This window comes from Sessilibacter sp. MAH3, assembly GCF_054658275.1.
In genome coordinates this window covers 59,693-82,470 of the sequence record NZ_BAAGIE010000004.1, presented here as the reverse complement: position 1 = coordinate 82,470, position 22,778 = coordinate 59,693, and the positions used below count along the sequence as shown (strand labels likewise).

The window sequence follows — 22,778 nt, the reverse complement described above, 5'->3', positions numbered from 1 at the left end:
TTATCCTACGATTAAATCATGGATGAATTAATCAGAGGTTCCTATAGTCACGCCCGAGCGATACCAAGCCGAAAAGTTACCAGTAAACGATATCGCCTCAAAAACTGTGGATTTTGAACGCGCTTATTCAAAAAAATCGAGATAAACTGTACAAGCATCCAATGAACGCTTGTGAGTTCGGTCGGGGAACAGAAATGGAAAGCGCAATTTCAAGCCTCTTCTTAATTTCAAAGACCTATGGTTACTGAAGTTAGCGAGCCGTTCTTGCGCGCAGGAATATCTGCTGTGTAAGCATTATTACAAACAGTGGGGAAACATCTAGCGGGTACCATTCCTCCCGCTTAACGATAGGTAATGAGTGGTCTGTTAGGATAAATAATGAACGGTTTTTACAATACACCTCAATCAGAACTTCGCAATACATCGAGCAGAAAGAGCAAGTTTGCCGAATTTAAATACATTTCAGCTTGGTATATTTTCGGATTTAACCTCATCACGCTTGGCATTTATGTCATGTATTGGATGTACAGCCGAGCAAACCTTATTAACAGCATTCATCCCAAACAAATTAATCCGTCGGTAATTTCGGGCTACGTTGTTACTTATATTCTTTTAATTGTGCTGCCAATTGCGAGCATGATGGGTTTTCACTCTGAAGCCGTTGAAAAAACCAACCTAGTGCTAACGATAGCGAATTTTGTGTTGCACATGATACTGCTGTTTACAATTCGAGCGCGTTTATTAGAGTTCGCCGACGAGGAAGGCGCCAACGATTTTACTATTGATCCGGTGATTACTTTTTTTGGCGTTAACATCTATCTTCAGTATGTTATCAATAAGCGAATTAATCAGATTTTTCCGCCGTCACAATCAACGAACTAATCCCTTGTAATTCCAGTGTCTTGGTAACCCTGTAACCGCCAAGACGCTGGCAGTTTAATAAGCGCGCTCAGCCAATCCTCCGTTTTTAATAATCCTTTAAACATTGTCGATGTGACCTAATCTTGTTGTTCTATGAGCATCACTGGGGGTTTTTCGTCTTCAGAAGTGAATCCCAGTAGCTTCAAATCTTGTCTAGTTAGACAAATCAGTCTAAAGTCGCGGGCTTTATCAATAGCCCATAAATTATCCGGATTTTGCTCAGCAAGAATCAGTATCGGCCATGACCACATCAGACCCAATCTCATCCCAGACTACAACATCAGCCAAAGTCGTCGTTATTGGCAGCACCAACTGGGACATTTGCTTGTATCTCCCCCATTTACCCAAACCCGGTGAAACTGTAGGCTCAGGCCGACTTAAAACCAATCTTGGGGGTAAAGGTGCGAATCAAGCCATTGCCTGTTTAAAGTCAGGTGCAAGTACTTACTTTATTAGTTGTATTGGCAACGATAACACCGGCCAAGAAGTGCTCGAACAACTGCAAGGTTTAGGTCTAAATACAGAGAGAGTTTCGCAAGTTGCAGATACCACGGGTACGGCGTGTATTTTTATTGATGATAATGCCGAAAACTGTATTGGTTTAACACCTGGAGCGAACGATCACTTATCCACAGAGTTAGTAACCACCCACACCGAAATTATCAAAGACAGCGCGGCACTACTACTGCAACTAGAAACACCCATTGAGACAGTGGTATACGCGGCCCAACTGGCTAAATCGTGTAATAAGCCAGTGATACTAAATCCCGCACCAGCCAGAGAACTGCCCGCCAACATCTTTCCTTATTTAAGCCTAATCACCCCCAACGAAAGTGAACTGAATTCCTTAACAGGACTGCCGGTTGAGTCTTTGGAAGAGATCACTCTCGCGGCCAAATCTTTGTTAGACAAAGGTGTGGCGCAAGTATTGGTAACACTGGGAGAGGCCGGAGCTTTATTGGTGAATAAAAATCAGGTTAAGCAATATACCTCTTACCCTGTTAAAGCCCTAGATACCACCGCCGCCGGTGATACCTTCAACGGTTATTTGGCGTCGCAATTGGCGATCGATTGGGATTTTGATCGCGCTGTTCCACTTGCCTGCGCGGCAGCGGCGCTATCGGTAACGAAAGAAGGGGCTATTGCGTCGATTCCTGATCGCGAAACGGTGGAAGATTTTCTGGCGAGTCGTAAAAGTTGAGCAAAGATTAAAATTGGCGCAAAAATAATGGAGTCGCTCCGTGTTAGACTCCTGCCCAAAGTCCCAGAGTTTTCTGCTCAATGAATATGAGCCCTAGAATCAAGACAAACGGCAACATCAGAACGCCTCTGACTTGAAAGCGTTCTGATCGAAAACAAGCTTCTACAATCAAAACAACAACAAAAGAAAGAGTATTCCCTATGCCCTTCAAAATGCATTTTTTACGGTTCGGATTCCTACTGCTACTGAGTCTTATCATCGCTGGTTGCGACTCAAAAAATACCTCCGAAACATCGGCAAACGATTCTGCTAAAGAAGACAAACCTGTACGTGTTGCGCTAGTCATGAAGTCTTTGGCTAACGAATTCTTTATTAATATGGCCAAGGGTGCCGAGCGCCATCAAGAAGAGCACGCCGACGAATATACCTTGATCGTTAACGGTATTCGTAATGAAAGTGACCTTGCTCAACAGGTTTCGTTAATTGAGCAAATGATGGCAACTCAAGTAGATGTTTTGGTTATCGCACCTGCCGACTCCAAAAGCATATTGCCGGTTGCCAAACGCGCCGCTGAGCAAGGTATTGTGGTTATCAACATTGATAACAAGTTCGATGTAGAACTTCTGGAAAAAATGAACGTGGCCATTCCGTTTGTTGGCCCAGATAATCTAGAAGGCGCCCGTTTAGTCGGCGAACGCCTAGCGCAAGAATTAACCGCTGGCGATAAGGTTGCCATTATTGGTGGTATTCCGGGTGCGTTTAACGCTCAGCAACGCCAAAAAGGCTTTGAAGAAGCTATGAATGCCGCGGGCATAGAGATTGTTACGGTTCAGTCTGCGGATTGGGAACAAGCCAAGGCTGCCACCATTGCCGCTGCAATCTTGTCAGAAAATCCAGACTTAAAAGCCATTTTAGCAGCAAACGACAGCATGGCCTTAGGTGCGGTTGCGGCAATTCGTCAGGCCGGTCGTGAGAGCGATGTGCTTGTGGTTGGCTTTGATAATATTTCTGCTGCGCAAGATATGGTGAAAAAAGGCGCTATGCTTGCTACGGCCGATCAATTCGGTGACAAGCTTGCGGTGTTTGGTATTGAGTACGCTCTTCAAATTCTTAAAACCGGCCAAGCAGAAGCCGATAAGAAGACCCCCATCGAGTTGATCACCGCAGAGTCTCTTAACCAATAGTTAATCCCATGACCGAATCCCTAAGCACGCCGGTAAATTCCGGCGATTTGCCTGTGTTACTGGACGTTAAAGCACTGGATAAAACCTTTGCGGTACCAGTATTAAAAAACCTCAGTTTTCAACTGCGCAAAGGCGAAATCCACGCCCTAATGGGCAGTAACGGCGCGGGCAAAAGTACCCTGTGTAATATCATTGCGGGTATTCATCAACCCACCGCCGGAGAAATGTATTTTCTTGGTGAAAAATACACACCAAACGATGTGAAAGCAGCAGAAGAAGCTGGTATTCGCATGGTTATGCAAGAGCTGAATTTATTCCCAACCTTAAGCATTGCCGAAAATCTTTGCTTTAAAAACCTGGGTAATAAATTTGGCATCATCGACAGTAAGCGCCTGCGTGAACGCGCTACTAAATTGTTGGATTTGGTCGGCCTCGATGACGTGACACCGGAAACACCCATGGAAGACTTGGGTGTTGGCAAGCAGCAATTAATCGAAATTGCGTCGGTGATTTCTGAGCCCATTAAATTATTGATTGTGGACGAACCCACCGCGGCACTGACCGATCCACAAATCGATTTGCTCTTCGAACAATTGCGTAAATTGCGCGATCAAGGTGTGGGTATTATTTATATTTCCCACCGTATGGATGAAATTCAGCGCATTGCCGATCGCGTTTCGGTGCTGCGCGATGGCCAGTTGGTTGCGACCGAAGACATTAAAGACATCGATGTAGAAACCATCGTCAACCTAATGTCGGGCGATCTAGATTCTCACTCCATTTCTATTAAACCGGGAATTCGTCCGCCTAAGTCGTGTGTTTTGCGGGTGCGCACCTTATCGAAGGTTGGTGCCTTCGAAGACATTAATTTGGATATTTATTCCGGCGAAGTGTTAGGCATTGGCGGTTTAATTGGTTCAGGCCGTACCGAATTATTACGAACACTGTTTGGTGCCGATGTGGCCGACGCAGGCTCACTACGTTTTGCCTCCGACGATTTTCTATTCCCACGCCTAATGCGCTCACCGGAAGAAGGTGTCGCCAACGGCATTGGTCTTGTGGTGGAAGATCGTAAGTCCCAGGGTTTATTGCTGCAAAAATCGTTACTCAGAAACATTTCGCTGTCGATCTTACCGCAACTGACCAACAAATTTGCGGTGGTTGATAAACAGCGTGAACACGATATTGCCGTAGAAATTGCACAGCGCTTAGCCATCAAGTTCGATAATATTCGCGCCCCAATTGCGAGCTTAAGCGGTGGCAACCAACAAAAAGCGTTAATCGCTCGCTGGTTGCTGCGCGATCTACCGATTCTATTATTCGATGAGCCAAGCCGAGGTGTAGATGCAAGAGCCAAAACTCGTATTCACGAATTAATTCGCGAACAGGCTCTAAAAGGCAAAGCGGTGATTGTGGTCTCTAGCGAAACCCAAGAACTGATGACCGTTTCTGATCGAATTATTGTTCTCTCAAACGGAAGAATGGCTGGAGAATTTGACCGTGCTAGCTTCTCTGAAGAGAAATTATTAGAGGCAAGTTTTAGGTTTTATAACAAATCCAGTCCTCAACACAAAACCAATGACAAAGAACAACAAGACGTTTCCCCAACTCATTAATCGTGAAAATACCTAGCCGAACAGGTTTATTGCTTAGGGAAGCTCAACAATAAATCTGTTACTAAAACCTTAAGCACACCAATACTATAAACACCAATACAATAAATTGCGGTACACACAATGCCAGGCTTAAAAAAACTACATCTACCATGGAATTCGCTCGGATTAATCGGCGTACTCATTGCGCTGATCTTATTTTTCAGCTTTATGAGCGACTACTTTTTCTCTACCGTTACCTTTCGAACCCTTGTTAACCAAATTCCTGCTCTTACCGTTATTTCCGTTGGTATGACCTACGTGTTATTAATCGGTGGTATCGACCTATCGGTGGGCTCGGTAATGGCGCTGTCTGCGGCGGTGGTTGGCGTTGCAATTGCCGATTTTCATCTGCCGGTACTTATAGCCATTGTCTGCGGTTTGGCGGTAGGTTTTATTTTTGGTGTTACCAGCGGTTTTGTAAGTTCACACTGGAAAATACCTTCCTTTGTGGTCACCTTGGGTATGCTCGAAATCGCTCGCGGCGGTTCTTATCTGGTAACACAATCGGAAACCAAATACATCGGCGATCCGGTAGCGTTTATTGGTGATCCCGTACCTGTTGTGGGAATTTCCGCGGCCTTAATTGCAGCGGTATCGGTGGTGATTGTTGCGCAATGGTTGTTGAGCAAAACCATATTTGGCCGTTACATGATTGCTATTGGTACCAACGAAGAAGCCGTTCGCCTGGCAGGTATTAATCCGGTGAGCTGGAAAATCGTGGTATTTGCCATCGCGGGTTTATTGGCAGGCTTGGGCGGCGTGTTCCAGTTAGGCTACTTACAATCCGCAGATCCAAACGCGGGCATTGGTTTAGAGTTATCGGCCATCGCTGCGGTTGTTATTGGCGGCACCAGTTTATCGGGGGGGCGCGGCTCTGTAGTGAACTCCTTTTTTGGTGTTTTAATCATCGCCGTAATGCAAACCGGCCTTGCGCAGCTGGGTGTTTCTGAATCGTCTAAACGGATTATTACCGGCTTAGTCATTATCGCCGCCGTATTATTTGATCAATACCGTGAGCCACTTGCTGCTCGTTTAAGCGGAAAAAACAAACGTATTCCTACCTTCGACGACAACTGATATGCACGGACCTAATCCGAACGATAAAGAACCCATGAAAGGATTTCCGCAAGTGGGTTTTTTAAAAAATCACATCACTCGCGACAATATAGTAGTTGGTGATTACACCTATTACGACGACCCAGATGGTGTTGAAAACTTCGAAAAAAACGTTCTTTATCATTTTCCATTTATTGGCGACACACTGATTATTGGTAAATTCTGCGCAATTGCCAAAGACGTAAAATTCATTATGAATGGCGCCAACCATCAAACATCAGGGTTTTCGACCTATCCGTTTTTTATCTTCGCAAACGGCTGGGAGAAGGTAATGCCGCAAGCAGGCGACCTACCTTACAAAGGTGATACCTGTGTCGGCAACGATGTTTGGATAGGTTACGACGCAACCATAATGCCCGGCGTTAAAATTGGCCATGGGGCCATTATTGCGTCGAAATCGGTGGTCACCAAAGACGTACCCGATTACGCCGTAGTAGGCGGCAACCCAGCGCAAATTATTAAATATCGATTTGACGAGAATACTATCGAGAAACTCTTGGAAATTGCTTGGTGGGATTGGAGTGCAGAGAAGATTACGCGCAACTTAGAAGCTATTACGCACAACAGTATTGACCATTTAACGTCTTGTGATTAATTAAAAACCCGGTAAATAATTGCGCAGCATTAAACAATAAGCGTCACGAACAGTAAAAAGATCTTCTCATTAGCGAAGATCTTTTTAACATACAAACTACCGCAATACAGATTCACAATGATCTGCAACCCAACTGGGATCACCACATTGCTCTGCCACCGATAAATTTCCTTCCCTTATTTTCTCAAATCGCTGTTTAATTTTAGGGCTTACGCTATTCCATGCATAATGCGATTCTTGGTATCCATTGATCTGTTTTAGGTTTTGATACCAAACAGCAATGTTGGTATCAAGCGTTAAAAATTCAGGAAAGTTTTTATCGATTTCCAAGGCAGAAATTTCACTAGCAAATAAAATAGCCGCCGCCGACGCAATGCCTGTTGTTAAAAACGGAAGTCTTAAAATAAATTGATCCAAATACGCAAATACACTTTTAACCGAATTTTTGCGCTCTTGCACGATACTCTCACTGGGTATTTGCCAACCTAAATACACAGGCATCAACAATACCGGAAGAAAATACTCTAGGAACCTCTGATTAACTCATCCTTGATTTAATCAGAGGGCAGAAATTGAAAATGTGATTTCCAATTTCTTCATAATTTCAATCACTTACAGTTCTTGAAATTGGCGACACATCCTTGTGTCGCGAGAAACTCTAGGTTAATCAGAGTTTCCTCTAATGTTACAACGCGTTTCAGATTTAAATGATACCAAGATAATCCTTGATTAATTATGGCTCTGTCTTACTGAGTTTTACCAAACCACTGACTTTCTTTACCACTTAAATCTGCGATGTAGCGCATGATAGCCGTCGCTTCGGATAAGCATAGATTCTCATGCTTTAAAGCGGGTACTTGATGAAGTGGATTTATTTTGAGAAAAGCTTCACCTAGATGTTGATTTCGCGATAACCAAATATGCTCTATTAAAAAATCAATATCGGCCTGTACACACAACCAGTGCACCGCTCGACAGGGCTCTGACGTAGGATCAAGATAAAGAGTTAGCTGATTCATAATTCAAGTATTTGTCTACTTAGCAAACTTATAAAAGACAACAATTTAACTCATCTAGATGCTGTCTCCATTTAAAAGCCCTTAATTTCAAGCCTTTAATAATTCCTTGACCAGTAAAATATAGTTTTGCATGGAGTGGTCACTTACGGATTCTTTGAGTTTTGCTTTGATGTCATCGGTATTGAGCGTCATTTTATCGAGTGCTTTATACCAACTCGGTGGATTCACTACACCTTCGCCAAGGTCGTTAAAATAAATTAAGGTGCCGCCGTGTTCGTAATCAAGCTTTAACGTGATCTCGTCATTTAACGAAAAGTTCGGTGTGGTGAAAGGTATGGTTGGCACTATGTCGCGGTTGTTCACCACTCGGAAATAACGATTAATTAATACCATATCCAAACGATTAGCGTAGTTCAGTGAACCAACTCGCGGTTGGCCAAAGGTGTATAGACCCGCGATATTTAAACTGCCTGCCCATTGTTGATCGTGCTCTAATTTACACTGTATTTTTTCTGCGGCCATAACGGCAAGTGCACCACCTAAACTGTGCCCCGAAATCCACAACGGAATGCTTTTTTCTTGCGTGAACAGTTTTGTTTGCTCAAATAATCCTTTAATGGAGTTCCAGTTATCTTCTATTGCTCGAGAAAAACCTTGGTGCAGTGTTATATCGAGAGTTTCTAGATCACTTCTACCCAAATACCAAGGAGATTTAATATTTTGAATGTTTAGGTCTGTTAAATAATCGTCAATGTTTTTTTCGGTACCGCGAAAAACCAGCACAGCAAAATTGATGTTATAAAATAAAAAGGCCTGCGTTCCAAATTTACCATATTCAAAACCAACAACTTCAAGCCCCCAAATCGCCGCCTGAGATTGTGCAACAGAAAGATTGGAATAAGTCAAATTTGCCAGTCGCGCGCACCACAGCATATTAACGGCGTTGTAACCAATAACAGTGCTATTAAACGATTGAATACTATTAAGGTCTAGTGCTTCGGTTACTGCTTCGGGTGTTGGTAATCTGCCTTGATTTAATTCTATGGGTTTGTTGGCGCTTGATGTATTTGCAGCGCCAGACACTTCTGTTTTGGAGCTTTCCATACCCAAGACAGATCTTACCGAGGTACGTGCCTTAACAAGACGATTTAACATGTCAAACCAAAATGGCGCGCCTAGCGATAATGCAACAGCGGTAATAAACCAACCAATAAGAGTTCCAATAACTGTTATCGAAGACTGTACAATCCCGCCGCCTTTCCCGGTGACAACCTCATAAATGGGCGTTTTATCAGACCAACCAACAACGGGAACAACATCAATGGCTAGGTCTTTTATATTTTTCTGACAATCTTTGAAACTATCTTTTTCGAGATTTTCACTAGCACAGGATTCAATCTTAATTTTACCGGATTCAACCAATTTTTCGGCCAGTGAGACCTGTTGCTCTCGAACCGTTGGGTTTTCCATGATTAAGCGCAAAATGTCGATGGTATTTGCGTTGACAAAAACAGCCAAACAAAATCCTATGGGTAGCAAAACCCACAGGCGCAGTCGTCGTTTAAACCAACCTTTTGATCGCTCTGCGGCGTCGTTAAACCAAACCGCAAGCAAGTGCTCAAATTGTTCAACATTTTGTCCCGATTGAATCCAATATTGAAACACCTGTGCTCGCCAGCGATTATCTCTGTGACTGCAATACACACCGTTTGCCATAGTCATGGCGTCTTCACATTTGTTGTGAAGCGCAGCATCTAGTTTGATGGTATTGGTTCTTAATTCAAAGTACCGATAATCGAGCAAAGAATCTAATAATACAAAAACGAAAGTATCGGCGGGAATTTGCGAAGGTACGTTGGTATGTCTCGGACGATGTTCGCTATCGAAAATTAATTTAAAATAAAGAACGCACAGTTGCTCGCGAAACCTGTACAACCAGGTAGCTTTCGGCTCTTTATCATCATCGGGTTTTGGACGCAAACTTTGTATGCGCTGATGTTTGAGCATCACGCTGCACTGTGCGTGGCTGGTCATGTTTGAAATAAGACGACACAGTATTTGCGAATGCAATCGCCAAATCTGCACAATAACTTCGCTTCCAGCCGTTACAATTAAACTTAGGGTAAAATAAATAGCAATAATACCAATGAAGGCATCAAGCATATCCAGCGCAGTCATGGTTCCTTCCCTTTATTCTGAGTTGCAAAAAACAGCCTAAATAACGGCGGCTATTATTGGAACCTCTGATTAACTCATCCATGATTTAATCAGAGGGCAGAAATTGACAATGTGATTTCTAATTCCTTCACAATTTCAATCACTTACATTTGTTAAAATTGGCAACATATCCTTGTGTCGCGAGAAACTCTAAATTAATCAAAGTTTCCTATTCATTATTATTTGCATCGTGATTATCGAATTGTGTCAGCGCTGCGTAGCTACACACTACAAAATCGAATTCCGTGCAATTTATCGGTGATGCTTCAAGTTGTCTTAACAGAGGTCATTAAAGATCTCACCGATATCTGTAAAAGTGTTGCGAAACCGTGAATGACTCAAGTTTCGCAATGGATTTTAGAATACCGTTTAATGTCTGAAACCAAAAGTCAAAAAGCCATCGCAGCCTCTGATTAAGGCATCCATAACTTAAGGACAGAACAGCAATTGAAAAGACGTTGATGGCACAACCTTGTGTTGCTGGAAATTATAGGTTCCTGAGCGAGGCCAGATTTCATAAAAAAGCCCACACAGAAACCTGTGCGGGCTTTATAAAACGACTATTGCTGGGTTAGCGTTACTGAATAAAACTACCCAGTTTTTTGGCAAGGTCGGTATTGTCTTGATTACCAGCAAATTTAGAGGCGGCGACACCTTTGGCCAGCACGGGAACATCCACCGCGGTGTGCCCATCGGTGGTCCAGCCCGTGTGGGTTTTTAGGTCGATGTAGTGCTTAACCCAAGCATAAAAAGCTTTGTCGTCTTTTGCAGTAATCGCTTCTAACGATTCTTTTTCGTCTTTGGTAAGTTCAACTTTTAATAATTTTTCGGCGCTTGCAGCGCGTTTTTTCGCGTCGTCAATTTTGCCCAATTCATCGGCAATGGTTTTTGGTGACTGATCAAGGGTGTGAATAAACTCAGGGCTCCAAATGTATTCCCCATCACGAGCGAGCGTTAAGCCTCCTGTGCTGTGATCGGCGGTTACCACCAATAGAGTATCCGGATGAGAGTCAACGTAAGCCTCTAGCCATTCTAGCGTGTCGGAGAGATCGGCCATTTCTACCATTGCGGCTGCGACATCATTGGCATGCCCAGCCCAGTCCACTTGGCTTGCTTCAATCATCAAAACAAAACCTTTGTCGTTTTCAAGCTGATGGACGGCTGCCTCAGCCAAAGGTAACAGGCGACGTTTTTGCGGATAATCCAGTGCCCAAGGCAAGCCGATTTCTGCAAATAACCCCAACAGTGGTGAACCCTGCTTTACCGATGGCAGTTGATCGATTTTATCAACGTAGGTGTAACCGGCGTCTTTAAACTGCTGAACGATATCGCGGTCTTTGCGCTGAAAATATAACCAACCACCGCCAAGCATAACGTCGGCGGTAAATTGACCATTTACGCGCTGATCAAAAATACTGTCTGCAATGGCATTGTAATTGCGACGGCTCTCGTTGTGAGTAAGAAACGCAGCCGGTGTTGCATGGTTAATTTGTGACGTTACAGCAACGCCGGTTTTATAACCGGCGGCCTTGGCTTTTTCTAATAGGGTTTGTACGGGTTGTTTATCGGCATCAACGCCAATTGCGCCGTTATAGGATTTAACGCCAGAAGAAAGCGCCGTAGCGGCAGCGGCAGAGTCGGTAACATAACCCGAAACCGGCGCAGGATAAGTACTTGCTGATCCGACATAAAGGCGGTCAAAGACGGTTTCTTCGACTTCTTTGGTGGCAGGGTCGTCGGCAAAATACCGGTAACCGGTTGTATATGCTGGCCCCATACCATCACTGATTACGAAAATAATGTTTTTTGGCGTTGTTTCAGCCCATACCGAGGCTGAAAAGAGACAGAGCCAAGCTGCTGCAAGTTTTTTCATAAATATCCTATAGATAAGGAACGTGGTCACATCAATTAAATCGGCTAACAACCGCATACGGTGTAGGTTGTTTTCTCGTAAAAGATTACGTACAAACATCGTTGCGCTGGTTAAAACTAAATATGTCTGTTATTTAAGCTAAGAATTAACTCTTTTTATAACATCATGAATTTATGAAGTTTTTACGAATACTTGTGGAAGTTACAAAGAAACATTCAAAAAATTCACGTTTGTATAAATCACTCATACACTTTAGATGAGATGATTTTTTCAAACACATGTCATCTGACAAACTTAACCCATAAAATTCAGTAATAACGAGCATTATCTCGGCAACCATAAAAAATAAAGATACCCGATATGTCTGATCCAGTAATTTTACTCGTCTCTGTGGGCCTCGCTTCAATCGCTTGCCAATTACTCGCTCACAAATTACGTATTCCCGCGATTTTACCGCTTTTAATATTGGGAATTCTTGTCGGCCCAGTTTTCGGACTACTCGACCCAGACGCATTGTTTGGCGATCTGCTCTTTCCGTTAATTTCCATTTCCGTGGCAATTATCCTGTTCGAAGGCTCTTTAACGCTCAAACTTAAAGAAATGGCTGAGCACGGTTCTGTGGTCAGAAACCTGTGTACAGTAGGTACGGTTATTACTTGGCTTGTGGCAACGCCTGCGGCGCATTACGGTTTAGGATTTTCTTGGCAGATGTCCGCACTGTTTGGCGCTATTGTCACGGTAACTGGGCCAACGGTAATTGTACCTATGTTAAGGTCGGTGCGTCCGGCGAAAAAAATTGCCGATATTTTACGCTGGGAAGGCATCATTATTGATCCAATCGGCGCACTTTTAGCGGTGCTCGTGTACGAGTTTATTATTTCGGTACAAGACGCTTGGACACACACCTTAGCGGTGTTTGGGTTAACGCTGGCCGTAGGGCTTGGATTTGGGCTTTTAATCGGCTTTTCTCTTGGCTGGTTATTAAAAAAACGTTTAATTCCGCACTATTTAGAAAACACCGCCGTGCTTACTCTTATGCTCGGCGCATTTGCCTTTTCGAATCACATCGCTCACGAATCCGGCCTATTAACCGTGACCATTATGGGTATGGTCATGGCTAATATGAAAAATATCGACCTCGATCCCATCATCGAATTTAAAGAAACCCTCAGCGTTTTACTGATCTCGGGCTTGTTTATATTGCTCGCCGCCAGACTGAACATTGACGCCATCACCAATTTAGGATTGGGTTCGATTTTGGTATTGCTGGCCATTATGTTTATCGCCCGACCCATTGCAGTGTTTGTCTCGTCTCTGGGCAGCGAATTAACCTTGAAAGACAAAGCGTTATTAAGCTGGATAGCGCCACGCGGTATTGTCGCAGCGGCAGTTTCATCGCTGTTTGCTATTAAGCTCGAAAGCAACGGCTTTGATGAAGCAAGTGCATTAGTGCCTATGGTTTTTTTGGTGATTATCGTAACGGTTGTGTTACAAAGCCTAAGCTCTGTAAAAGTGGCCAAGCTATTAAAATTGCGTTCGCCATCGGCGACTGGGATTCTTATCTTTGGCGCCAATGAATTTAACCGTCGCTTCGCCAAGGCTTTAAAAGAGCACGGAATCAGCGTCACCTTGGCCGATACCAACTGGGACTCGGTGAGCAAAGCGCGAATGGATAATCTCAATGCGTACTTTGGCAACCCAAGCTCTGCACACGCAGAAAATGTTCTCGATTTTAGCACCATAGGTCGAGTGCTAGTGATGTCGCCCTACAGACAACTTAACCCTGTAGTTACCTACCATTTTGAATATCTACTCGGAAAAGGACATGTGATTGGCTTATCGCATGCAGAACAAGATCAACGCGCCAGCCACAAGATTGCACAGGCCTACGCCGAGCGTTTATGTTTATTCGAAAAAAGCGCAACCTACGGACGCTTAGCCAGTATGACCGCGCGCGGAGCCGTTATTAAAACAACGCGATTAGGTGATAATTTTGATTTAAACAGTTACGAGTCTTTGTATAAAGGCCGTTCCTTTCCCTTGTGTGCGTTTGATAGCCACGGCAAAATGCATCTCTATACAACGCAGCCAAATTTTCAGCCTAGCAGTGGTTGGTTGATTGTAAGTCTGGTAGAACCAGAATCCGAGGTATCAAAACAGTTACCAGTTACCGATGACTTAAAATCCACCGTCAGCTTGCCAAAAGACGCTTAAATTTGGACAACATTTAGGAAACTCTGATTAACCCAGAGTTTCCGGTGACACAAGGATGTGTCGCCAATTTCAAGAACGGTAAGCGATTGAAATTGTGAAGAAATTGGAAATCGCATTTTCAATTTCTGACCTCTGATTAAATCATGGATGAGTTAATCAGAGATTCCTTTAAAATAAGTTTGGCTTTGATAAATTATTCATCCGTATTTTATCAAAGTCATTTTATATACAGATGCACAAAACCCTATGACACCGGCCATCAAACTCTTACAAAAGCTTAAAATAGCCCACACTATTCACGAATATCAGCACGACCCTGGTGCACAGTCCTATGGTTTAGAAGCTGCCGAAAAATTAGGATTAAACCCTGCGCAAGTTTTTAAAACCCTCGTTGTTCAGCTTGATAATAAAGAACTAGCTGTTGGTATTATTCCCGTCGAAGCCAAACTCAGCATGAAATTAATTGCCAAAGCCGCCAAAGCGAAAAAAGCCGCCATGGCCGATCCCGTATTGGTTGAGCGAACGACCGGTTACGTTTTAGGTGGCGTAAGTCCTTTAGGCCAAAAAAAGCGTTTGAAAACCGTTATTGATCAAAGTGCAGAAAGCTTTGATCGCATTTATGTGAGCGCGGGAAAACGAGGCATGGATTTAGAATTATCACCCAAAGATTTACAAACTGCGACCAGTGCAATATTTGCTGAGTTAATGCAAACATAATTGTCACTGGAGAACATGGTAAATCAGTTCTAAGTTAAACATCTTACTTATAGGAACCTCTGATTAACTCATCCATGATTCAATCAGAGGTCAGAAATTGAAAGTGCGAATTACAATTTCCTCACAGCTTCAATCTTGTACCGTCTTTGAAATTGGCGACACTTCCTTATGTCACTAGAAATTCTCATTAAAAACCTTTTAGATACCGATATTAATTACAATTACTCGGAAATACCGACAGAAAGGTCGCGTAATCAGATGCAACTAATTCTGCGTAATTAAAGGCAATGCTGCGCACCAAGGCCCGAAATTCTGAATGTGAACCATCGGTGAGATTATCTACCTCGGTATCGAACGAATAATTAATAAAGTTTGCATTGCCGTCGCGATCTGATCGAGCGTGAGCATAGGCCAGCGCAGCTCCCCACTGCTCAGCTAAATTAATCATGCGAGTTTGAGAGGTTAAATCAGAAGTATCAAAGGTTTCTCGAAAAGCGGTACGCTCTCGCACCGAATAGGCTCCACCATTAAAACTCATCCAACCCACATGGTCATCGGTGCGGCGTGTTAAGGCATTAAATGCAATCGCATGACGTGACGCGTGATTAATAAATTGTGAATTGTATTGAGACTGAAAACTCGTTCCTAAAAAGCGATACGGAGTTGGCGACCGTTGTAATTTTACGTCTAAAATTCTATCGTCACTAGCGCTATTAGTGGGGCCTTCAATTAACACATAAAATCTCGGTGTTCCGAAGGAACCAATTCCTGCAAGTTTACGTTGGGCAATATCTTTTACTCGAAAATAACTGGTATTGTAGCTAAGCGCGCCACTAAGTGTATTTCCGTAATGACTCATCTGATTAATAATGGCATTGCGAGTAGTGCTAGAAATAGCCGATAAACGTTCATCCGTTAAATCAAAAATTCGCGACGAACTCGACAGGTTTGTCCATTGATCCAGCATTTTAACTCGGCTTTGTGATTGCTCCACATCTCGCAAAAAATCATCGAGTAAACCGTAGGTATTTGAGGCATTAAGCGTAATACTGGTTTCTGAGGAATTTCCACGAACATCGGCAATGGTGTCTAGATAATTTTCGGTAAAGGCATCAACAAATATTTCTTGATCACTATTACTGAAACCATCATTTTCGCGCGCAATTAATAAAATACTGGTCGCCATTCGCCAAATATCGTATTGATAATTCGCAAGAACCGACTCATCAAAATCATTTAACTCATAAACCACCGTACCTTTGTCATCATCAAAGGCACCGTAATTATTTGCGTGCAAATCACCTTGCAACCAAGTAACCGTTCGAGAACTGGAAAACTGATTTAAGCGCGGATCATTCGAAAAATCTTGCCAAAATAAATGATTAGAACCGCGATAAAAAGTGAAAGCAGATTCCGCCATACGGCAGTATTTTCCCTGCCGATCAACCGAAGAAAGTGGTGCATTCCATTGCTGAATTGCGTTAATAACATCCGTTGCTCTATCTGCTTGAACCGTTGCAGACAAACCCAACATCAACCCAAAAACAGCGACGAACTTCTTCATAACATTGACTCTTATAACATCACAAAAAATTGTGATCATTGAATAGGAGGCAACGTTTTAACGAGCTTTGGTGACAGAATAGTGATTGTTGTGTTTCAAAAATTTAACAAGTTTATTACACAGAATACCGTCAGCGGTAAAAGTATGAAAACGAATTAATTAAAAGTAACTTTATCCAGAATTTACCAGATATAAAAAAAGCCTCAAATGAGGCTTTTAAAAATAACGCTTAAATTTACGCTGATCTACATACTCAAATTCAGTGCTCATCAAACAACTGAACCGCGTAGCCGGTTTCCAGCGCTTCTTGAATTTGTTTATCTTTTCGTTTGAGCTGCAATACTTTGCCTTGTGGTAGTTGTTTTCTTTTTTCGATAATAACATCGTAAAAACCGGCTTTCATAACAAAGAGTTTCGCCAGCTGTTCTGCGCCAAATAAATCTTTAAAATCTATGTATACAATAAATGGCGCAGGGCTGTCTTTACTGAATCCTTCGATATCGGTTCGGGTTTTTGCGGTTACTGAAAAAATATACATAAGCTCGTTTTTTATCGCACGGTGAATTAGTTAAGCGTTAAATTTAAATAAGATCGTTAAGAACACTGATGAGCTTTTGTGTTTGCTCAAGCGTGCCAAAGGTAATTCTAAGTGCAGTTTTGCCTTGGTTATCTACTCTTGGTCTTACTAAAATTCCAGCCGTTTCTAACGCACGCTTAATGTTTTCTGGGTTATCGAAGTACACCAAAATATAGTTTGCGACAGATTTCCAAAAATTAATGCCTTTTTCTGCAAGAAAACTTTCAAGTAATGGCTTACTTTGCCCCATAACTTCTTGAATATATTGCTCGGTATATTCTGGATCATTTAAGGCGGCGCTCGCGGCCACCACGGCCAGCTGATTAATATCGTAAGGCCCGCGCATCACCAATATTGCATTGATATTTTCTTTACAGGTAATCACATAACCAAAACGCAGAGAGGGCATTCCCCAAGTTTTTGAGAAGGTGCGAGTAATGACAATGTTTTTGTAATTCTCGATTAACGACTTAGCGGTTAATCGCGTGTATTCATAATAACACTCGTCCACTAAGATAACGGCGTTAGGCGCAGCCACTGCAAGTCGCTCAATATCACTCAAACTAATGGGTGTACCACAAGGATTATTTGGGTTTGCAGCAACTATTAAGCGAGTTTTATCGGTGATCGCAGCGATTACTTCATCTATGGGATAACCGCCTTGTTGGGTGTATTCCGGTGAGACAATACTTAAGCCTTCGACCTTAGCAACTTGGCTGTAAATGGCGAAGGTTGGCCCAGGAATAATAGCCTGATCACCCTCACGGCATACACCGCGAATAGCAAGTTCAATTCCGTGGTCGGAACCGTTGGTAATGGCTACTTGATCGGAGGTGACTCCGCAGTACTCTGCCAACTGCCCGGTGATGTTGCCGTAATTGGGGTACTGCTGAATACGATCACTGTGAATAAAGTCGACCAATGCTTGTTTGATTGCCGGGCTAACTGGAATGGTTCGCTCGTTGAAATCTAGCAATACAAAACGCTGGCCGTCACGACCTTCTAGAGGTGGTTTGTAGGCTTCCATAGCGCTAATGTGATCTTTAAATATACTCACTTGATATTCTCTTCAGCAGTTTAAAGTAAACTAATTTTTTGCGACTAAAAATGATGTTTGTGTACAACCAGATTATCGCGATGAATAAGCTCGTCTTCGTCTTTATAGCCAAGCAATTCTTCAATGGATTCGGTGGGTTGACCTTTAATTTTTTCCACTTCCCGCGCACTGTAATTGACCAGCCCACGGGCAACTTCGATTCCTTCAAAATCGATACAGCGAACCATGTCTCCGCGAGTAAATTGACCAATCACATCTTTTACACCCACGGCTAATAGGCTGCGGCCCTGTTGCTTAAGCACTTTTACGGCACCTTCATCTAACACTAATGTGCCACGAGTTTGAAGGTGACCCGCAAGCCATTGTTTACGCGCTTGATCGGGCTGGCGATCGGCCACCATCAATGTGCCTAGGGTTTCTCCATCGGCGATTCGCGAAATTACCGATTCGATTCTGCCGCCAACAATAAAGGTATGAGTACCGGAGCGCGCCGCAAGACGTGCAGCACGAACCTTAGTTTGCATACCGCCGCGACCTAAAGCGCCACCGCCCCCGGCCATTGCATCTAAAGATGTATCACTGGCATTAGCTTCGGCAATGAGTTTCGCGTCAGGATTATTGCGAGGATCTGCGGTATACATGCCGTCTTGGTCGGTAAGAATGACGAGAATGTCGGCATCAACAAGATTTGCAACCAGTGCCGCAAGGCTGTCGTTATCACCAAAACGGATTTCATCGGTTACTACCGTGTCGTTTTCGTTAACGACCGGGATCACACCATAATGCAATAAAGTATTAAGAGTTGATCGACTGTTTAGATAGCGCTCACGACTGGATAAGTCATCATGATCAAGAAGTACTTGTGCGGTTTGAATAGAGTACTTCGAGAAGGCTTCTTGATAGGTCTGAATCAGACTCATCTGACCAACCGCCGCGGCTGCCTGTAGTTCGTGAATACGATCTGGGCGTTCGTTCCAACCCAAACGTTTCATGCCTGCGGCCACAGCGCCAGAGGAAACTAAAATGATTTCTTTATCGAGCTTTTGCAGTCGAGCAATTTGTTCAACCCAACGCTCGATTGCGGGTTTATCCAGTTTACGTCCGTTGTCGGTTAATAATGCACTGCCAATTTTTATAATCCAGCGTTTACGCTGGTGTAGGCTTTCCCTGATACTCATGATGACCACTCAACTCCCGAAATAATTATAGGCTCGTATGACTTGCGAACGCTTACTATCACAGCAAGCGCGCAAGTGTAACTCGCTCGGTTTTTTTTTGGGAGCCAACCATTACTCAGATCTATAGTTAATAAGTAAAACTTGAGAACCTAAATTAACTTATTGAAAAATATAGAAAAACTGATCAATGCTGACCAAAAATTTCAGCAGAGCTATATTTAAGTGCCGAGCTTTTTCACGTAAATCAAGCTATATACGTCCACCCGGCTGTCACTCTGCTTTGGGAATACCGACTAAGGTGCGTAGATAATCTCTACATCGTAATCGTCATCATCCCAGTCATCGTCGTCATCACTGAGGTTTTTGGCCATTCGCTCTGCCCGCTTGGACTCTCTTAGGGCTTCAATACGCTCGCGAGCTTCTTCTTGCATTTGCTTTTGAATATTGATTTCGCGCTCGCCAGCCTCTGGATCATCTTTCTCCAGTTGCCATAGCTCTTCGAGATGATTCAGCACCTGAGACGCTACCAGTGCGGTGCCATTTTTGTTGATTGCTGCAACTTTAACCACTCGACCTTGCCAGTTCAGGGCATCGACCACTTCTTGAGTACGAGACTCGACTTCATCGGGTGGTAATAGATCGATTTTATTCAACACCAACCACTGCTCGCGTTGAGACAATGTTGGGCTGAACTTCTCAAGTTCTGTCTGAATTTTTTGTATATTCTCAGCCGGAGTAGAACCGTCGTAGGGAAACATATCAACCAGATGCAGCATAATGCGGCAACGAGTTAAGTGCTTCAAAAACCGAATACCAAGGCCTGCGCCCTCAGAGGCACCTTCGATAAGGCCGGGAATATCCGCAATCACAAAGCTTCTGTGTTCGTTAACCTTTACCACACCAAGGTTAGGAACAAGCGTTGTAAAGGGATAGTCTGCCACTTTCGGTTTTGCAGCCGACACGGCGCGAATAAAAGTAGATTTACCCGCATTTGGCATACCCAACAAACCCACATCAGCCAAAACACGTAATTCAAGCTTGATATTACGTGCTTCACCTTCTGAACCAGGCGTTGTTTGGCGGGGAGCACGGTTAATACTCGATTTAAATCGCGTATTTCCCAAACCGTGGAAGCCTCCTTGAGCGACTTTCAGTTTTTGACCCGGCTCTTTTAAATCACCGAGCTGTTCTTCGGTATCTAAATCGATAACCGTGGTGCCAACCGGGACCTTAAGAAAAAGGTCTTCGCCTTTACTGCCGCGGCAATCTCGAGAACTTCCCGACTGCCCATTTTGGGCGCGATATTTAGGTTGGTATCGATAGTCGACCAACGTATTTAGGTTTTCATCCGCAAGCAGATAAACGCTGCCGCCATCACCGCCATCACCGCCATCTGGCCCACCGTTGGGGATAAACTTCTCACGGCGAAAGCTCATACAGCCATTACCACCGTCACCGGCTTTCACAAAAATCGGTGCTTCATCGACAAATTTCATCAACTACCTCTGTTTGGAGTTGTTCGGTCTTGGAAACCGCAACAGTTGAATCCCTTTGTTCGCGGCCTTATTACCATATCCAATTTACTTAATTTTATAATAAAAAAAACCCCATCGGAGTGATGGGGTTTTTCGAAGAACCTTACAAGAAGGTTGGCTTTAATCGCCCTGCTTATTGAACAACAGGAACAATACTTACGTATTTACGATTTTTTGGGCCTTTAACTTCAAATTTTACAGTGCCATCTTCTTTTGCAAACAAGGTATGGTCTTTACCAATACCAACGTTTACACCAGCATGGAACTTAGTACCGCGTTGGCGAACTAGAATGTTGCCAGCAAGTACTTCTTGACCGCCAAAGCGCTTAACCCCTAAGCGTTTACTTTCCGAGTCGCGGCCGTTACGTGTACTACCACCTGCCTTTTTATGAGCCATTAGATTATACCTCTTAGATTAGCCTTGGATGCCGGTGATTTTCACCTCAGTGTACCACTGACGGTGACCCTGGCGCTTCATGGAGTGCTTACGGCGACGGAATTTAACAATTTTCACTTTGTCAGCACGACCGTGGGCAACAACTTCAGCAGAAACTTTTGCACCATCAACAACTGGCGCACCAATTTTTACGTCGTCACCGTTGGCAACTAACAAAACTTTATCAAAATCAACGGTTTCACCGGTGGCAACTTCGATTTTTTCTAATCGAAGAACTTCACCTTCGGCGACACGGTGTTGCTTACCGCCACTAACAATAACTGCGTACATGCATTTGCTCCAATTAATGAAATCGGACGCCACGAAGTATGATGAATGCAAAAAATTACTTGTTCATCATTTTTTCAAGTCAACACGAATGAAAAACTTGCGACGTTTGTTTAAGGGTGGCGGATTTTATGGGAAATGAAGCAAAGATACAAGCGCCTATTTCATAACCAAATATTTTAACGCGAAACGGCAATCTTGGGCGCCACTGCAAGCTTGTTGGTCATCGAAGAGCAGATAATCGGTGTTAGCACGTCCTAGCGCGACGACTGTCTATTAATAGGATCTCTTATTTTAATCAGACCAAAGGATGAGCGAACTGAAAATGTGTAAAACAAGCGGCATACAATGATAACTAAAGCGTCACAACAGCTTGACGGTAGCAGCTCTCGTGCCTAGGATGCGCCTAACTTTATTTTTTGTAAAATGAATCACCGAATGCTCTCTTTTCATAATGTTGTCCGCACTGACTTTGAAGCGGTTAATCAACTTATCATCGATGAACTCTATTCCGACGTTACTCTTGTTGAGAATATTGGCCAATACCTTGTCGAAGCCGGCGGCAAACGCCTGCGACCACTTCTGGTTCTGCTCGGTGCAAACGCATTGGGCTATTCAGGCACAAACCATTTAAAACTTGCAGCTATTATTGAATTTATTCACACCGCAACATTACTGCATGATGATGTTGTCGACATGTCTGAACTGCGACGAGGCCGTCCTACAGCTAATGCCAACTGGGGTAATGCGCCAAGCGTCTTGGTTGGCGACTTCTTATACAGCCGAGCTTTTCAAATGATGGTCGCCATTGGCAATATGGACATCATGAGCATTCTTTCGAACACCACTAATGTGATTTCGGAAGGAGAAGTGCAGCAATTGGTTAACGCCAAAGACCCGAACGTTAGCGAAGAGAATTACTTTAAGGTTATCAACAAAAAGACCGCCGCACTGTTTGAAGCTGCTTGTGAAACCTCTATGGTTTTATGCAATGCAACCGATAAACAGCGACAAGCCTTTGCCGCGTACGGCTCCAGTCTTGGTCTTGCCTTCCAATTAGTCGACGACGCCTTAGATTACGAAGGTGACGCACAAGCGTTGGGCAAGAATGTCGGCGACGATCTCGCCGAAGGCAAACCAACATTACCTCTTATTTACACCATGAATCACGGCACCGCTGCCGAAAAAGATCTGGTGGCAAACGCGATTCGTAATGGTAGCGTTGAACATCTAAATGAAATCGTCGCGCTGGTAAAATCGACCGGCGGGCTAAAATATACTCATGAGCAGGCGGCACACCATGTGCAGAGAGCTAAAGATTCTCTTTTAGAACTGCCCAAAAGTGATTACAGAGATGCGATGGAGGACTTGGCTAATTTCGCCATAAACCGAGATCGCTAAAGAAGGACAAACCTTAAGCAAGGATAGCAG

20 protein-coding genes are annotated in these 22,778 nt (G+C 43.6%); 9 read left to right on the top strand and 11 right to left on the bottom strand.

The features are described 5' to 3' along the window. Window positions 1-378: 378 nt before the first annotated feature. The 6 genes from ACYQ2C_RS04040 to ACYQ2C_RS04015 all read left to right on the top strand — a co-directional run bounded on the left by ACYQ2C_RS04040 (window position 379) and on the right by ACYQ2C_RS04015 (window position 6,672). Complete coding sequence (locus ACYQ2C_RS04040; protein ID WP_460051004.1) at window positions 379-882, top strand: DUF4234 domain-containing protein; 504 nt, start codon at window positions 379-381, stop codon at window positions 880-882. A 280-nt stretch (window positions 883-1,162) separates the two neighbouring features. Continuing rightward, window positions 1,163-2,122 (top strand): ribokinase, encoded by a 960-nt coding sequence (gene rbsK / locus ACYQ2C_RS04035; protein WP_460100014.1) that lies wholly within the window; start codon window positions 1,163-1,165, stop codon window positions 2,120-2,122. 200 nt (window positions 2,123-2,322) lie between these two features. Next, window positions 2,323-3,306, top strand: coding sequence for a substrate-binding domain-containing protein (locus ACYQ2C_RS04030; RefSeq protein WP_460051000.1), 984 nt, complete (start codon window positions 2,323-2,325; stop codon window positions 3,304-3,306). 8 nt (window positions 3,307-3,314) lie between these two features. Beyond that, complete coding sequence (locus ACYQ2C_RS04025) at window positions 3,315-4,922, top strand: sugar ABC transporter ATP-binding protein (RefSeq protein WP_460100017.1); 1,608 nt, start codon at window positions 3,315-3,317, stop codon at window positions 4,920-4,922. Window positions 4,923-5,042: 120 nt separating this feature from the next. Then, window positions 5,043-6,038, top strand: coding sequence for an ABC transporter permease (locus tag ACYQ2C_RS04020; RefSeq protein WP_460100020.1), 996 nt, complete (start codon window positions 5,043-5,045; stop codon window positions 6,036-6,038). Between the two features lies 1 nt (window position 6,039). Further along, window positions 6,040-6,672, top strand: coding sequence for a Vat family streptogramin A O-acetyltransferase (locus tag ACYQ2C_RS04015; protein ID WP_460100022.1), 633 nt, complete (start codon window positions 6,040-6,042; stop codon window positions 6,670-6,672). A 96-nt stretch (window positions 6,673-6,768) separates the two neighbouring features. Here the strand turns inward: ACYQ2C_RS04015 and ACYQ2C_RS04010 are convergent, their stop codons facing one another. The 4 genes from ACYQ2C_RS04010 to ACYQ2C_RS03995 all read right to left on the bottom strand — a co-directional run bounded on the left by ACYQ2C_RS04010 (window position 6,769) and on the right by ACYQ2C_RS03995 (window position 11,781). Continuing rightward, on the bottom strand, window positions 6,769-7,173 hold the full coding sequence (locus ACYQ2C_RS04010) for a hypothetical protein (RefSeq protein WP_460100025.1): 405 nt from the start codon (window positions 7,171-7,173) through the stop codon (window positions 6,769-6,771). Between the two features lie 245 nt (window positions 7,174-7,418). Beyond that, on the bottom strand, window positions 7,419-7,691 hold the full coding sequence (locus tag ACYQ2C_RS04005; protein ID WP_460100028.1) for a glutathione S-transferase N-terminal domain-containing protein: 273 nt from the start codon (window positions 7,689-7,691) through the stop codon (window positions 7,419-7,421). 87 nt (window positions 7,692-7,778) lie between these two features. Continuing rightward, the gene (locus ACYQ2C_RS04000; RefSeq protein ID WP_460100030.1) at window positions 7,779-9,869 is read right to left on the bottom strand and encodes a lipase family protein; all 2,091 of its coding nucleotides are present in this window, start codon (window positions 9,867-9,869) and stop codon (window positions 7,779-7,781) included. Window positions 9,870-10,485: 616 nt separating this feature from the next. Next, a complete protein-coding gene (locus ACYQ2C_RS03995; protein WP_460050219.1) occupies window positions 10,486-11,781 on the bottom strand; it encodes an alkaline phosphatase in 1,296 nt (431 codons plus the stop codon). Between the two features lie 360 nt (window positions 11,782-12,141). On the opposite strand from ACYQ2C_RS03995, the gene ACYQ2C_RS03990 reads away from it, so the two are divergent. Both ACYQ2C_RS03990 and ybaK read left to right on the top strand, forming a co-directional pair. Then, entirely contained in the window at window positions 12,142-13,995 is a 1,854-nt protein-coding gene (locus ACYQ2C_RS03990) for a cation:proton antiporter (RefSeq protein WP_460100032.1), read from the top strand. A gap of 246 nt (window positions 13,996-14,241) precedes the next feature. Beyond that, window positions 14,242-14,712, top strand: coding sequence for a Cys-tRNA(Pro) deacylase (ybaK, locus tag ACYQ2C_RS03985; RefSeq protein ID WP_460100035.1), 471 nt, complete (start codon window positions 14,242-14,244; stop codon window positions 14,710-14,712). Between the two features lie 211 nt (window positions 14,713-14,923). On the opposite strand, the gene ACYQ2C_RS03980 is transcribed toward ybaK, so the two are convergent. From ACYQ2C_RS03980 to rplU, 7 genes are all read right to left on the bottom strand, one after another. Then, window positions 14,924-16,276, bottom strand: coding sequence for a DUF2252 domain-containing protein (locus ACYQ2C_RS03980; protein ID WP_460100038.1), 1,353 nt, complete (start codon window positions 16,274-16,276; stop codon window positions 14,924-14,926). A gap of 259 nt (window positions 16,277-16,535) precedes the next feature. Continuing rightward, window positions 16,536-16,814 (bottom strand): hypothetical protein, encoded by a 279-nt coding sequence (locus ACYQ2C_RS03975; protein ID WP_460050229.1) that lies wholly within the window; start codon window positions 16,812-16,814, stop codon window positions 16,536-16,538. A gap of 43 nt (window positions 16,815-16,857) precedes the next feature. Then, entirely contained in the window at window positions 16,858-17,910 is a 1,053-nt protein-coding gene (locus ACYQ2C_RS03970; RefSeq protein ID WP_460100041.1) for a pyridoxal phosphate-dependent aminotransferase, read from the bottom strand. A gap of 44 nt (window positions 17,911-17,954) precedes the next feature. Next, the gene (gene proB, locus ACYQ2C_RS03965; RefSeq protein ID WP_460100044.1) at window positions 17,955-19,088 is read right to left on the bottom strand and encodes a glutamate 5-kinase; all 1,134 of its coding nucleotides are present in this window, start codon (window positions 19,086-19,088) and stop codon (window positions 17,955-17,957) included. A gap of 293 nt (window positions 19,089-19,381) precedes the next feature. After that, window positions 19,382-20,584, bottom strand: a complete 1,203-nt coding sequence (gene cgtA, locus ACYQ2C_RS03960; protein WP_460100047.1) for an Obg family GTPase CgtA — start codon at window positions 20,582-20,584, stop codon at window positions 19,382-19,384. Window positions 20,585-20,756: 172 nt separating this feature from the next. Continuing rightward, complete coding sequence (gene rpmA, locus ACYQ2C_RS03955; protein WP_460050239.1) at window positions 20,757-21,020, bottom strand: 50S ribosomal protein L27; 264 nt, start codon at window positions 21,018-21,020, stop codon at window positions 20,757-20,759. Window positions 21,021-21,038: 18 nt separating this feature from the next. Continuing rightward, window positions 21,039-21,350: a 50S ribosomal protein L21 gene (gene rplU / locus ACYQ2C_RS03950; RefSeq protein ID WP_460100050.1), complete on the bottom strand. Its 312-nt coding sequence runs from the start codon at window positions 21,348-21,350 to the stop codon at window positions 21,039-21,041. Between the two features lie 435 nt (window positions 21,351-21,785). On the opposite strand from rplU, the gene ACYQ2C_RS03945 reads away from it, so the two are divergent. Further along, window positions 21,786-22,748: a polyprenyl synthetase family protein gene (locus tag ACYQ2C_RS03945; RefSeq protein ID WP_460050243.1), complete on the top strand. Its 963-nt coding sequence runs from the start codon at window positions 21,786-21,788 to the stop codon at window positions 22,746-22,748. Window positions 22,749-22,778 lie beyond the last annotated feature (30 nt).